Genomic DNA, 13,150 nt, shown 5'->3' with positions numbered 1-13,150 from the left:
GCGATAGTGCGTTGCCGCCGGGCCGCTTTTTCCCGCGCGCGAAGCGCATAGTGTCGGGTCATGGCGATGCGCCCGTCCGGCTTGAGCGGGGCGGGGCGCGCATCTGGAAAAATGAAGCGGAGAGGAAATATGGACCGTTATCTTGTCATTTCGTCGGACGGCCACGTCGGCCTCCCGCCCGAGCGCTATCGCGACTATCTCGAATCGAAATATCATCAGCAATTCGACGAGACCGTCCAGCTCGAGATCAAGGCGCGCGAAGAGCATGAGAAGCGCTTCCTGATCGACGATTTCAACACCAAGTGGCGCGCGCGCGTCGGCGACGGCCTCGAAGGCGCGTGGGACGGCACGATCCGCAACCGCGTGCTCAATCAGGACGGCGTCGCGGCCGAAGTGCTCTTCCCTGACGGCATCACCGAACGCAACGCGCCGCCCTTCGGCGCCGACATCGGGTTGAAGCCGTCGCCCGCGCGTGCCGAGCTGCAATGGGCGGGCGCGCGCGCGCACAACCGCTGGCTCGCCGAATTCTGCCAGGACGATCCGCACCGCCGCATCGGCCTCGCCGTGATCCCCGCGCTCTACGATCTCGACGAAACCGCGAAGGAGATCGAATGGGCGCGCAAGAACGGGCTGAAGGGCGTCTTCTTCCCGGCGCTGACCGAGGGGTATGACCTTTACAACCACACCAAATATCACCGGATCTGGGCGATGCTGCAGGACTATAACATGCCGCTGCATTTCCATTCGGGGGCGTCGCCGGGCTATGACACGACGCAGCCAGGCTGGATCGGCACCTATCTCTGCGAATTCGCCTTCTGGATGACGCGGCCCTTGTGGTCGATGACCTTCGGCGGGGTGTTCGAGGAGTATCCCGAGCTCAAGGTCTGTTTCACCGAGGCGGGCGGCGAATTCTGGTTCCCGTGGGTGATGCAGCTGATGGACATCCGCGCCTCGGCCAAGCACACGAGCGGCAAGCTCGGTGATTATTATGCCAATATGAGCATGAAACCGAGCGAGTATTTCGCGCGCAACGTGTGGGTCGGCTGTTCGGCGCTGCCCGACGAGGAAACGACGCAGGCCTATTACGACATCGGCGTCGACCGTATCTTGTGGGGCACCGACTATCCGCACCCCGAAGGCACCTGGCCGAGCACGCTCGAGAAGATGACGGTCAGCCTCGGCGGCCTGCCCGACGACGACATCCAGGCGATGCTCGGGATCAACGCGCTCGATGTTTACGACGTCGATGCCGACGCGCTGTGGAAGGTCGCGAGCGAAATTGGCCCGCGCCGCGAACTCTTCGTCAAGCAGGCGGCGGAGTGACGAACCGCGCCCCTTCCCTTCGGGGGAGGGGCCGATAGCCGATTGCATTCGGGCGCCTGCTTGATAGAGCATCCCGGCCTTTTGGGATGGGACGATGTCGAGCTGGCGTGGAATCGAGGAATTTCTGGCGGTTGTCGAGCAGGGCAGTTTCACTGCCGCGGGCGATCATCTGGGGGTTTCCAAATCCTATATCAGCAAGACGGTGCACGAACTGGAGGAGCGGTTGGGCGTCCAGCTGCTCGTCCGCACCACCCGCCGCCTGTCGCTGACCGGCGCGGGCGAAAGCTTCCACCGCGAATGCGCCGAACTGCAGATGCGCCTCAGCGAAGTCGAAAAGCAGGTCGGGCGTTACAGCACCGAACCCGTCGGGCGCCTGCGCGTGGGGCTCAGCGACATCTTCGGGTCGGATTTCATGTCGGCGCTGCTGGCCGAATTCAGCACCGACCATCCCGGCATCGTGATCGAGCCGATCGCCTATCTCAACGAGAATGAAATCGTGCAGGAGCGGTTCGACGTCGTTATCCGTTACGGTGTCTTGCCCAATTCGAACCTGCGCGCGCGCACCTTCGGCTACCTCTCCTATTGTCTGTGCGCCGCGCCCCAATATGTCGCCGCGCGCGGCTGGCCCGAAACGCCGCAGGATTTGATCGAGCACGACTGCCTGACCGACCTCAGCGCGACGATGAGTTTCAACGACGAGATCAGCGTCAAGGTGGGTCCGCGCTGGATGAGCAACAGCGGCATCGCGCTGCGCAGCGCGGCGCGCAAGGGGCTCGGCATCGCGAGCCTGCCGGTCAGCATCGTTCGCCAGGACCTCGCGAGCGGCGGGATGCTCGCGCTCGATGCCGAATGGTCCTTTTACGACCGCAAATGCTGGGTCGTCTATTCGCCCGGCATCATGTCGGTCGCGACGCGCGCCTTCATCGACTATCTGGTTCGCCAATTCTCGCGCGTGAAGGTCCGCCCGTCGATGGCGGCATCGCTCGCGGCGCGATATTAGGGGCACTTCAGTTACCGACGAGCCGGAACCGTATATTGCCTGACGAGAGGGAGAGAGCCATGGTGAACGCGTCGCTGACGTATATCGTGGGCGCGCTTGCCCTAGCCGTCTCGGTTCCCTGCTGCGCCACACCAGCCTTCGCCCAGGATGAATCGCCAAGCGTAGCGCAGCCGCGCGACGGAAGCCGCGATTTCGATTGGGAAATCGGAAGCTGGACGACGCAGCTGCGCTATCTGCCGGAGCCCTTGGCCGGATCGACGCGCTGGGTCGAATATCGCGGCACAAGCGAGGTTCGGGCTATTATGGGCGCCCGCGCCAATCTGGTTGAGCTTTCGGTCGAAGGGCCAGCGGGCAAGATCGAGGGTGTTTCGCTTCGGCTCTATAATCCCAAAGCCCGCCAATGGACGCTCAACTTCGCGAATGTCCGCAGCGGACTCCTCACGTCGCCGGTGACCGGCGCGTTCGATGGCGAGGGGCGGGGGGTCTTCTATGGCGTGGATAGCGTCGGCGATCGGACCGTGCTCGTTCGCTTCCTGATCCTGGACGTCGGGTCGAACTCCGCGCGCTTTGAACAGGCGTTTTCGGCCGACGGCGGGGCGAACTGGGAAACCAACTGGGTTGCGGTGGACAGCCGGCGCTGACGCGCAAGCTTTGCCAAAGCTTCGCCGGCCTGGCCAAAGGCTGTTGCCCCGACAGATCGCCATTGTTCGTCACGACGCACAAACTGTGCGCCATTTGGGTCTTACCTCGGGCGCGGCAATCGATACACTCGCCTCACAAGAGCCGCCCGGCAAGGACGGCCATCCGGGAGACTGACGTTGCCAAAGGTTGAACGCTTTCCGATGCCCATCCCCTATGGCTGGTTCGGGGTCGGTTATGGTGCAGAGCTGAAAGTCGGTGACGTCCGGCCTGTCCATTATTTCGGGCGCGACCTCGTGCTCTTCCGCAACGAAAGCGGCGAGGCCGGGCTGCTCGACGCCTATTGCCCGCATCTCGGCGCGCATATGGGGCATGGCGGGCAGGTCGAGGGCGACAGCCTGCGCTGCCCCTTCCACCATTGGGCATTCCGTCCCGACGGCTTCTGCAGCAAGATTCCCTATGCCAAGGCTTTCCCGCCACGCGCCAAGCGCGAGCCGCTGGCGAAGTCATACCCCGTGATCGAAAGCAGCGGCGTGATCTGGGCCTGGTATCACCCCGACGACGCGGCGCCGATGTTCGACGTCATCGGTTATCCCGAATTCACCGACCCGGCCTTTGCCGAACCGACGAAGCGCGAATGGCGTTTCGCCAGCAACCCGCAGGAAATTGCCGAAAATGGCGTCGACGTCGCGCATTTCGCCTATGTCCACGCGATGGACGCGGTGCCCGAGGGCGAGACCGATTATGACGGCGTCCGCCGGCGCAGCGTCGCGCGGGGCCACCGCACGATCGACCTGCCGACGGGCGAGCGCAAGCAGCTCCCTTACTCGGTCGAGACGGTCCAGAACGGCGCGGGGCAGAAGTTCACGCGGCTGAGCGGGCTCGTCGAGCTGTCGCTGCTCGTCATCGCGACCCCGGTCGAGGCCGACGATGTCGAGCTCCGTTTCTGCTTCACCCATCCGAAGGTCGAGCCCGGATCGCCGCAGGAAAAGGCGATCGAGGCGGCGATCGAAAATACCTGCGGACAGAAGGGCGTCGAGGGCGACATTCCGATCTGGCACAACAAGATCCATCGCGCGCGGCCGTATCTGTGCGACGGCGACGGCCCGATCCTGCGCTTCCGCCGCTATTTCGAGCAATTTTACGCCGACGGGCCCGACGGAAGCCGCCTCGTCGAAGCGGCCGAATAGCAACCCATTTCTGTTCCATGCGGATCGATCCGCTCACCGCGCCCGCGGGCGCCATCGGGAGAATTGCGATGTCCAGACTGCGTTATGTTCAGGGGCCCGTCGAAACGCGCGCGCCAGGAATGCTCAAAAACACCGTCTACGGAATCCGCGCCACCTATGAAACCGATCCCGAGGTGATCGCGGCGCTGTTGCCGCAGCCGCTGGTGGCGATCGAGCGGCCCGAAATCTGGCTCCAGATGGTCCATGTCGCGATGCACGTCACCGAGACCGACACCGTCGAGATCGGCGCGCTGACCGTCGGGGTCAACTGCACCCACGAGGGCGCACCGGGCGCCTATTGCTTCCACATGGCGATGGAGGGCGAAACCGTCGTGACCTCGGGCCGCGAACGTTTCGGCGAGCCCAAGAAGATCGCCGAGACGAATTTCGAACGCAACGGCGACCATCTGCGCGCGACCTGCTCGCGCCACGGCGTCGCCTATTTCGAGATCGAGGGGGTGATCGGCGAGGCGATCGACGCGCCGCTGACCTTCGAGGAGCATCTTTTCTGTTACAAGGGCATGCCGTCGATCGACACCCCGGGCGCGTTCGACGGCGACGTCTTCCTCACTCGCCTCAACTGGCAGCGCAATTACAACGGCCGCCGCGCCATGACGGGGACGATCACCTTGCGCGAATCGCCGTATGACCCGCTCGCCGACATCCCCGTCCGCCGCCTAATCGACATGGAATATGTCGAGGGCGGCACCGCGACCGGCGGCACTTTGCTGCGCAAGGTGCCCGGCGAATGGATCGCGCCGCACTGGGTCGGGCGTCATGACGACCCGCGCAACACCGGTCTCGAACTCGGCGCGCGGAAGGCCGCCTGATGCGGGATTTTTCGGGCCGGGTGGCGGTCGTCACCGGCGGAGCGAGCGGGGTCGGCAAATGTCTGTGCGCCGACCTCGCGCGCGCCGGGGCGCATGTCGTGATCGCCGACATCGATCCTTCGCGGCTCGAAGCGGTGCGCGCCGAGATCGACGCGCTGGGTGACGGCGAGGTGCTGGCGATCGCGTGCGACGTGACGAAAGAGGCGTCGGTGCGCGCTCTCGCCGACCGGGTGTTCGAGCGGTTCGGCACGGTGCATCTGCTCTTCAACAATGCCGGGGTCGGCCTCGGCGAGGCGCAGCGCAAGATCTGGACGCTGCCGCTCAGCGACTGGCGCTGGGGGATCGACGTCAATGTCCTTGGCGTCGTCCACGGCATCGCCGCCTTTGTGCCGCGCATGATCGAGGCGGGCGAAGAGGGCGTCGTGATCAACACCAGCTCGACCAACGGCGGGCTGCGCTCGCTGCCCAACACGCCGATCTATGCCGCGACCAAGGCCGCGGTGACCAGCATCTCCGAAGTGCTGCATCAGCAGCTTTTGCGCGAGGGCGGCAAGCTGCGCGCCGCTGTCCTCTTCCCCGGCCCGCACACGGTGAACACCGCGATCATGGCGTCGGGCGAAGTGCGGCCGGCCGACTATGTCGAGAATGAAGCGCAGACGAAGGTCGCCTATCGCACGATGGAGGATCTGGTGCGCACCACCGGGCTCCAGCTCAAACTGACCGAGCCCGACGAGGTTTCGGCGTTCGCGCTTGACGGGGTGCGCGCGGGGCGCTTCTGGCTGCTGCCCGAGAGCGGGGAGAATGATGTGCTGATTGCTGCGCGGACCGAACAGATACTGGCGCGGCGGGATCCGCCCTCGGCATGGTGACCGCGGCAGCGGCAGCCGACGAGCCGGCGACAGGCGCCGCACCCTCTCGCGGCGTCTATCGCTGGCTTGTCGTCGCTATCCTCTTCGTCGGCTATTGCTTCAGCGCGATCGACGCGCGCGTGCTGACGCTGATGGTCGAGCCGATCCAGAAAGACCTCGGCCTCAGCGATTTCGAGATCAGCCTGCTCCAGGGCTTCGCCTTTTCCTTGCTCTACAGCATCGCCGCGCTGCCCATCGGCCGCTTTGTCGACCGCACCAAAAGGCGCGCGACGCTGATCGTCTGGGGGGTGCTGTTCTGGTCCGCGATGACCGCCGCCTGCGGCTTTACCAGCAGCTTTATCGGTCTCTTCCTCGCGCGCGTTGGCGTTGGGGTCGGCGAAGCGACGCTCAGCCCGACCGCCTATTCGCTGATCAGCGACTATTTCGAGCGGCGGCGGCGGGCGCTGGCGATCAGTTTCTATGCGATCGGCTATCCGATCGGCGGCGGCCTCGCGCTTTTGATCGGCGGCTGGCTGCTCGCGCGGTTCACAAAAGCCGGCGGTGCGACATTGCCATGGCTCGGCAGTTTCGAACCGTGGCAGATGGTGTTCCTGTGCGTTGCGGCGCCCGGATTGATCGTCGCCGCGCTGATGATGATGATTCGCGAGCCGGCGCGACAGGAACTCGCGGCGAACCTGTCGGTGCAAAGCAGCCTGCGCGAAGGGTTCGACTATATTTCCGAGCGTTGGGCGCTGTTCGGTTCGCTGATCGGCTCGCTCGCCCTGATTGCACTTCTGGCGATCGGCACGGCGCTGTGGTTTCCGACCTTCCTGATCCGCAGCTATGGCATGAGCCCCGCCGAAGTCGGGATGTCTTACGGGATGATCATGCTGACCTGCGGCACGATCGGCACGCTGTCGGGCGGCTGGTTCGCGGGGCGGCTGATGCAGAGCGGGCGCGCCGACGCGAACATGCGCGTCGTGCTGATCGCCACGATCCTGAAAGGCCTGCCGCTGATCGCCGCGCCGCTGATGCCGACGGCCTTCCTGTCGCTGACGATGATGGCGATCGGCACGCTGATCGGACAGGCGTCGCAGGGGGTGATGCTGACCGCGATCCAGGATGTCACGCCGAACCAACTGCGCGGGCAGGTCACCGCGATCTCGCTGCTCTGCGTCAACCTGATCGGCACCGGGCTCGGCGCGAGCGTCATCGCCGCGATCACCGATTTCGGTTTCGGCGACCAGGCGGCGCTCGGCTATTCGATCGCGATCGCCGGCGCGGTCGTGCTGCCGTTGATCGTCGCGCTGCTGCTCGTCGCGCTGCCGCACTACCGGCGCGCGGTCGAAGGCTGACACGGCCGTACGATATCGTCCGTTTGAGTGATGTCGGGCCCGGAAGGGCTGCCTAGGGAAGGAGGAATAGCGAAACAATCAAGCGGAGTGGACAGCGTGCAGCGCAATCTGGATTTGCGATATGTCGTCATCGGGGCGGGCATGTCGGGCATATTGGCGAGCATAAGGCTCCGCGAGGCGGGCCATCGTAACGTCACTCTGCTCGAAAAGGCGCATACCGTCGGCGGCACCTGGCGCGAAAACCGTTATCCGGGGCTCAATTGCGACGTTCCCGCGCACGCCTATACCTACAGCTTCGCGCCGAACGCCGAATGGAGCAGCTATCTGGCGCCCGGACCCGAAATCCAGGATTATTTCGAGGACGTCACCGACCGCTTCGACCTGCGCGAAATCGCGCATTTTGGGCAGGAGGTCGACAGCTGCACCTATGCGGGCGGCGTCTGGACGGTCACGACCAAGGCCGGGATGACCGTCGAGGCCGATGTCGTGATCACCGCGACGGGCGTGCTCCATCACCCGCGCATGCCAGAGATCGAGGGGCTCGAGAGTTTCGCCGGCACCGTCGCGCACAGCGCACGCTGGGACGAAAATATTCCGCTCGACGGGCAGCGCATCGGCGTCGTCGGCAGCGGCTCGACGGGGGTGCAGCTCGTCTCGGCGCTCGCGGGCCGTGCGGGCAAGCTCGGTCATTTCCAGCGCTCGCCGCAATGGATCATGCCGATGCCGAACATTCCCTATAGCGAGGAGCAGCGCGCGGCGTTCCGCGAGGACCCGGCGTTGATCGATGCGATCCGCTACGACCCCGACTATCTCGCCAATGTGTTCCGCTTCACCGAAGGCATCATCAAGCCCGACAGCGAGGAAATGCACATCATCGAGACGATCGTGCGCGACAATCTGGAGCAGGGGGTCGCCGACCCGGTGCTTCGCGAAAAGCTGCGTCCCGATTACCGCGCGGCGTGCAAGCGGCTCATTTTCTCGCCCGACTATTATCAGCTCGTGCAGCAGCATGACGTCGATGTCGTGATCGAGGGGATCGAGCGGATCGAGCCCGCGGGCATCCGCACCCGCGACGGGGTGCTCCACGAACTCGATCTCATCATCCTCGCGACGGGCTTCCACGCCGACCGCTTTATCCGCCCCGCGGTGGTGACCGGGCGCGGCGGCGCGTCGCTCGACGCCATGTGGAGTAGCCATGCGGCCGCCTATAATGCGATCTCGCTCCCCGATTTCCCCAACTTCTTCTTTTTGAACGGGCCGACGGGGCCGGTCGGCAATTTCTCGCTGATCGACGTCGCCGAGCGCCAATGGGGTTATATCGAGCAGCTTCTCGACCGGGTTACGAGCGGCGATTGCGCCGAAATCTGCGTCACCGCCGATGCGATGGCGCGCTATGACGAAGCGCGCACCGAGGCCGCCAGAGGCACGATCTTCGCGTCGGGCTGTTCGAGTTGGTATCTCGGCAAGGACGGCGTGCCGATGACCTGGCCATGGAGCTATGGCCGCTTCGCCGAAGTGATGGCGGCGCCCGATTTTGCCGATTTCGAGATGGTGGACGCAAGGCTTCCGGCCTGACGGGCCGCGCATTCGAGGAGACGCATATGACGAATCCGGCAGTCGCCGTCGTGACGGGCGCCAGCCGCGGCGCGGGCAAGGGCATCGCGATCGGGCTCGGCGAAAAAGGGATGACGGTCTTCGTCACCGGGCGCAGCGTCGGCCATAGCCATGCGGTCGGCTGGGACGGCAAACCGCTTGCGGGGACGATCCACGAAACCGCGGCGGCGGTGACCGCGGCGGGGGGCAAGGGGATCGCGGTCGCCTGCGACCATGGCAACGACGCGCAGATCGCGGCGCTGTTCGACCGCGTGCGTGCCGAGGCGGGGCGGATCGACATTCTCGTCAACAATGCGACGCATATCCATCATCAGCTGATCGAGCAGGCGCCCTTTTGGGAGAAGGAACTGGCGGCGGTCGGGATTATCGATGTCGGGCTGCGCTCGGCCTATGTCGCGAGTTGGCACGCGGCGAAGATGATGGTCGAGCAGGGGGAGGGGCTGATCGCCTTCACCTCCTCCTTCGGAGCGAGCTGCTATATGCACGGCCCCGCCTATGGCGCGCAGAAGGCCGGCGTCGACAAGCTCGCGCACGACATGGCGGTCGACTTCCGCCCGCACGGAGTGCGCGCCGTGTCGATCTGGCTGGGGCCGCAGATAACCGAGCGGGCGCTGAATGCTGCCGAGGTCCACAAGGAGCAATATGAGGGCTTCATGGCGATGGCCGAGATGCCGCAGTTCACCGGGCATATCATCCACGCGATCGCCAGCGATCCCAAGGGCGACGAGCTTTCGGGGCACACGCTGATCGGCGCCGAGATCGCGGGGCGTTACGGCATCACCGACCGCGGCAAGACGCCGCCATCGCACCGCGAGATGCTCGGCAGCCCGCGCGAGCCCAATCCGGCGGTGGTATACTAGCCAGCGCCCGCCGCTTGCCGCCCCGCCATGCGCCCGAAAAAGGTGCAGTCGGCGAGGCTGAGGCCCGAGCTATAGCCATGCCCCCAGCGCGGCAGGCCCGACGTGGCGCGGCCCGCAGCATATAGGCCGGGGACGGGTTTGCCGGTGCGGTCGAGCACCTCGCCTGACGGCCGCGTGTTGAGCCCGCCCAGCGTGAAGAAGGAAAAGAAGCTCGTGCGGATATTGAGTTCCAGCGCCGCGAACGGGCCTTCGTCCAGCACCTTCAGCCATTCGGGCGCCTTTCGGAATACGGGATCATGACCTTCGACCGCATAGCGGTTGAAGGTCTGGACGGTCGCCGCGAGCGTCGCTTCGGGCATCCCCAGTTCACGTTCGACCTCTTCCCAGCTGTCGCCCACTGCGGCAATCTCGATCTGCGCAAGGTCGAGCGGCCGCGCGAAAATCGCGTTGTCGACGAGCAGGAAGACACGGTCGCCGGGCTGGTCGAGCATCGTCCGGCTGACGCGGCCGTGATAGCAATCCTCGTTGATGAAGCGCTGCCCGCGTTCGTTGACGAAAATGCCCTTCACGAGGCTTTCGGGCATGATCCACGGGCACGTCGTGAAAAACTCGTCCATGTGGATCGCGTCGCCGCCGACGCCCATGCCCATCAAGATACCCGAACCATTGTCGTTCTCGCCGATCGGGTTCGCGAGGCGCAGCGTCTGCGGTGCGTGGCGGCGGAGCATGTCGTCGTTCATGCAGAAACCGCCGGTCGCGAGCACCACGCCCCCCCGCGCGCGAATATATCGCGGCTGGCCGTCGATACGGACGACCAGACCGGTGACGCGGCCGTACATGTCGGCGACGAGCGACAGCACGCGGGCGTCGCATTGAACGTTGACGCCGAGCGCGCGAACCCGCGTCTCGAATATGTCCATCAGCTTGCGCCCGCCGCCCCAGCCCATGAACTGGATCGTGTGTCCGCGCGGCGCCGGCGTCGCGGTTTCGGAAAAGGGCCAGGCCGCCTCGCTGCCCGACCAGATGAGCGTGTCGTCATCGGCGGGCTCGATGATCTTGCCGGGAAGGAAGCTCCCCTTGTACGGAATCCCCTGATCCTTGAGCCACTGATAATGGCCGAGGCTTTCGCGCGCATAGAGCGCGACCTTTGCGGCATCGGCATCGGGGCCGCCCGCCATCATCAGATAGGCTTCGAGCGCTTCGGTGGTGTCGGTAAAGCCCGCGGCGCGCTGGGCATCGGTGCCGCCGCCGCCGCCGAGATAGATTTCGCCGCCTGACAAGGCCGAAGCGCCGCCGCTGCCCGACGCCGCCTCGAACAGCATCACCGCGGCGCCGGTTTCCGCCGCCTCGATCGCCGCGCAGGCGCCCGCGGCACCGAAGCCGACGATCGCGACATCGGTTTCGGCGTCCCAGCGCTCGACCTGTTCGTGAGAAAAGGGGCGAGCGGCGGAGAAGCCCGTCATGCGGCGGTCTCGCGCGCCTTCAGCATGTCGAGCGCGACGTCGACGATCATATCCTCCTGCCCGCCGACCATCTTGCGGCGGCCGAGTTCGACGAGGATCGTGCGCGTGTCGAGGCCATAGGTTTCGGCCGCTTTTTCGGCGTGACGCAGGAAGGAGGAATAGACGCCCGCATAGCCGAGCGCGAGCGTTTCGCGATCGACGCGGACCGGGCGATCCTGCAGCGGACGCACCAGATCCTCCGCCGCGTCCATCAGCCTGTTGACGTCGCAGCCGTGGTTCCAGCCCTTGCGGTCGACGGCGGCGATGAAGACTTCGAGCGGCGCGTTGCCCGCGCCCGCGCCCATGCCGGTAAGCGACGCGTCGATGCGCACCGCGCCTTGCTGCGCCGCGACGATGCTGTTGGCGACGCCGAGCGACAGATTATGGTGCGCGTGGATGCCGCGCTGCGTTTCGGGCCCCAGCACGCGGTCATAGGCTTCGAGCCGCGCTTTCACCCCGTCCATGTCGAGCGCGCCGCCGCTGTCGGTGACATAGACGCACTGGGCGCCATAGCTTTCCATGAGGACCGCCTGCGCTGCGAGCGCCTCGGCGTCGATCATATGGCTCATCATCAGGAAGCCCGCGACGTCCATGCCGAGGTCGCGCGCGATGCCGATATGCTGCTTCGAGACGTCGGCCTCGGTGCAATGCGTCGCGACGCGCACCGAGCGGACGCCGAGGTCATAGGCGCGGCGAAGTTCCTCGACGGTGCCGACGCCGGGCAGGATCAGCGTCGTGAGTACCGATTTCGTCAGCACCGAAGCGACCGCCTCCAGCCATTCCCAGTCGGTGTGTGCGCCGAAGCCATAGTTGAAGCTCGCGCCATTGAGGCCATCGCCGTGCGCGACCTCGATCGCGTCGACCCCCGCTTCGTCGAGCGCCTTGGCGATCGCCTGCACATGGTCGATGCCGTACATGTGGCGGATCGCGTGCATCCCGTCGCGGAGCGTGACGTCCTGAATATAGAGCTTGTCGCCCGCTTCGACGTTGAACTTCACGCTCATGCCGTCACCTTCTTTCCATCGCGGATGCGTTCCGCCAATAGCTCGCCCGTCGCCTTCGCCGCCGCGGTCATGATGTCGAGATTGCCCGAATAGGGGGGCAGATAATCGCCCGCGCCCTCGACCTCGAGCAGGATCATCGTCTTGATGCCGGTGAACTCGCCGCGCCCGGGAATCTTGAGTTTGTTGTTGTCGCCGAAGCGCTCGAACTGCACCTCCTGCTTCAAGCGGTAGCCGGGCACATAGGCTTGCACCTTTTTGACCATCGCTTCGACCGACGCGCGGATGGTGTCCTCGTCGGCGCCTTCGGACAAGGTGAACACGGTGTCGCGCATGATCATCGGCGGTTCGGCGGGATTGAGGATGATGATCGCCTTGCCTTGCGCGGCGCCGCCGACCTTTTCGATGGCTCCGGCCGTCGTGCGGGTAAACTCGTCGATATTGGCGCGCGTGCCGGGGCCCGCCGAGCGCGACGAGACCGATGCGACGATCTCGGCATAATGGACGGTGGCGACTTGGGAGACTGCGGCGACCATCGGGATCGTCGCCTGCCCGCCGCACGTCACCATATTGACGTTGCCGGCGTCGAGGTTGGCGTCGCCGTTGACGGTCGGGATCGTATAGGGGCCGATCGCCGCCGGAGTCAGGTCGACGACCTGCTTGCCGTCGGCGCGCAGCGCGGCGTCGTGGACCTTGTGCGCATAGGCGCTGGTCGCGTCGAAGACGATGCCGATCTCGGGATAGACGTCCATCGCCTTCAGCCCGCCCAGCCCCTCATGCGTCGTCGCGACGCCGCGTTCGCGCGCCATCGCGAGGCCCTCGGACTTCTCGTCGATGCCGACGACCGCGACCAGCTCCATATTCTGCGGATATTTGATCATCTTGATCATCAGGTCGGTGCCGATATTACCCGAACCGATGATCGCTGCCTTCACGCGGGTCATGGGTC

General features: G+C 65.3%; 12 protein-coding genes. 9 read left to right on the top strand and 3 right to left on the bottom strand.

Annotated elements, in window-relative coordinates; all coding sequences use genetic code 11:
* Positions 1-129: 129 nt before the first annotated feature.
* The 9 genes from VFG17_RS07785 to VFG17_RS07745 all read left to right on the top strand — a co-directional run bounded on the left by VFG17_RS07785 (position 130) and on the right by VFG17_RS07745 (position 9,698).
* A complete protein-coding gene (locus tag VFG17_RS07785; protein ID WP_325028885.1) occupies positions 130-1,323 on the top strand; it encodes an amidohydrolase family protein in 1,194 nt (397 codons plus the stop codon).
* A gap of 94 nt (positions 1,324-1,417) precedes the next feature.
* Entirely contained in the window at positions 1,418-2,323 is a 906-nt protein-coding gene (locus VFG17_RS07780) for a LysR family transcriptional regulator (RefSeq protein WP_325028884.1), read from the top strand.
* 59 nt (positions 2,324-2,382) lie between these two features.
* Positions 2,383-2,964, top strand: a complete 582-nt coding sequence (locus VFG17_RS07775) for a hypothetical protein (protein ID WP_325028883.1) — start codon at positions 2,383-2,385, stop codon at positions 2,962-2,964.
* A gap of 177 nt (positions 2,965-3,141) precedes the next feature.
* On the top strand, positions 3,142-4,152 hold the full coding sequence (locus tag VFG17_RS07770; protein WP_325028882.1) for a Rieske 2Fe-2S domain-containing protein: 1,011 nt from the start codon (positions 3,142-3,144) through the stop codon (positions 4,150-4,152).
* Positions 4,153-4,220: 68 nt separating this feature from the next.
* The gene (locus VFG17_RS07765; protein WP_325028881.1) at positions 4,221-5,021 is read left to right on the top strand and encodes an acetoacetate decarboxylase family protein; all 801 of its coding nucleotides are present in this window, start codon (positions 4,221-4,223) and stop codon (positions 5,019-5,021) included.
* Complete coding sequence (locus tag VFG17_RS07760; RefSeq protein WP_325028880.1) at positions 5,021-5,890, top strand: SDR family NAD(P)-dependent oxidoreductase; 870 nt, start codon at positions 5,021-5,023, stop codon at positions 5,888-5,890. The genes VFG17_RS07765 and VFG17_RS07760 overlap by 1 nt, the downstream gene beginning before the upstream one ends.
* Positions 5,884-7,224 carry an MFS transporter gene (locus VFG17_RS07755; RefSeq protein WP_325028879.1) on the top strand — a complete coding sequence of 447 codons (1,341 nt, stop codon included), beginning with the start codon at positions 5,884-5,886 and terminating at the stop codon, positions 7,222-7,224. The genes VFG17_RS07760 and VFG17_RS07755 overlap by 7 nt, the downstream gene beginning before the upstream one ends.
* 96 nt (positions 7,225-7,320) lie before the next feature.
* Positions 7,321-8,799 carry an NAD(P)/FAD-dependent oxidoreductase gene (locus VFG17_RS07750; RefSeq protein WP_325028878.1) on the top strand — a complete coding sequence of 493 codons (1,479 nt, stop codon included), beginning with the start codon at positions 7,321-7,323 and terminating at the stop codon, positions 8,797-8,799.
* A gap of 26 nt (positions 8,800-8,825) precedes the next feature.
* Complete coding sequence (locus VFG17_RS07745) at positions 8,826-9,698, top strand: SDR family NAD(P)-dependent oxidoreductase (protein ID WP_325028877.1); 873 nt, start codon at positions 8,826-8,828, stop codon at positions 9,696-9,698.
* Here the strand turns inward: VFG17_RS07745 and VFG17_RS07740 are convergent.
* From VFG17_RS07740 to VFG17_RS07730, 3 genes are read right to left on the bottom strand one after another with little or no spacing between them, the layout of a single operon-like run.
* A complete protein-coding gene (locus tag VFG17_RS07740; RefSeq protein WP_325028876.1) occupies positions 9,695-11,161 on the bottom strand; it encodes an FAD-dependent oxidoreductase in 1,467 nt (488 codons plus the stop codon). The genes VFG17_RS07745 and VFG17_RS07740 overlap by 4 nt on opposite strands.
* Entirely contained in the window at positions 11,158-12,204 is a 1,047-nt protein-coding gene (dmpG, locus tag VFG17_RS07735; RefSeq protein WP_325028875.1) for a 4-hydroxy-2-oxovalerate aldolase, read from the bottom strand. Before dmpG ends, VFG17_RS07740 begins: the two co-directional genes overlap by 4 nt.
* A complete protein-coding gene (locus VFG17_RS07730; protein ID WP_325028874.1) occupies positions 12,201-13,145 on the bottom strand; it encodes an acetaldehyde dehydrogenase (acetylating) in 945 nt (314 codons plus the stop codon). Before VFG17_RS07730 ends, dmpG begins: the two co-directional genes overlap by 4 nt.
* Positions 13,146-13,150 lie beyond the last annotated feature (5 nt).

The organism is Sphingopyxis sp., from assembly GCF_035686825.1.
GTDB lineage: Bacteria > Pseudomonadota > Alphaproteobacteria > Sphingomonadales > Sphingomonadaceae > Sphingopyxis.
The sequence above is the reverse complement of the archived record's forward strand: the minus strand, read 5'-3'. Positions and strand labels throughout refer to the sequence as shown.

Bases quoted from the DNA above. Each gene is read 5' to 3' on its own strand.
- VFG17_RS07765 (WP_325028881.1), top strand. From the start codon at position 4,221: ATGTCCAGACTGCGTTATGTTCAGGGGCCCGTCGAAACGCGCGCGCCA.
- VFG17_RS07785 (WP_325028885.1), top strand. From the start codon at position 130: ATGGACCGTTATCTTGTCATTTCGTCGGACGGCCACGTCGGCCTCCCG.
- dmpG (WP_325028875.1), bottom strand. From the start codon at position 12,204: ATGAGCGTGAAGTTCAACGTCGAAGCGGGCGACAAGCTCTATATTCAG.
- VFG17_RS07755 (WP_325028879.1), top strand. From the start codon at position 5,884: ATGGTGACCGCGGCAGCGGCAGCCGACGAGCCGGCGACAGGCGCCGCA.
- VFG17_RS07740 (WP_325028876.1), bottom strand. From the start codon at position 11,161: ATGACGGGCTTCTCCGCCGCTCGCCCCTTTTCTCACGAACAGGTCGAG.
- VFG17_RS07780 (WP_325028884.1), top strand. From the start codon at position 1,418: ATGTCGAGCTGGCGTGGAATCGAGGAATTTCTGGCGGTTGTCGAGCAG.
- VFG17_RS07760 (WP_325028880.1), top strand. From the start codon at position 5,021: ATGCGGGATTTTTCGGGCCGGGTGGCGGTCGTCACCGGCGGAGCGAGC.
- VFG17_RS07730 (WP_325028874.1), bottom strand. From the start codon at position 13,145: ATGACCCGCGTGAAGGCAGCGATCATCGGTTCGGGTAATATCGGCACC.
- VFG17_RS07745 (WP_325028877.1), top strand. From the start codon at position 8,826: ATGACGAATCCGGCAGTCGCCGTCGTGACGGGCGCCAGCCGCGGCGCG.
- VFG17_RS07775 (WP_325028883.1), top strand. From the start codon at position 2,383: ATGGTGAACGCGTCGCTGACGTATATCGTGGGCGCGCTTGCCCTAGCC.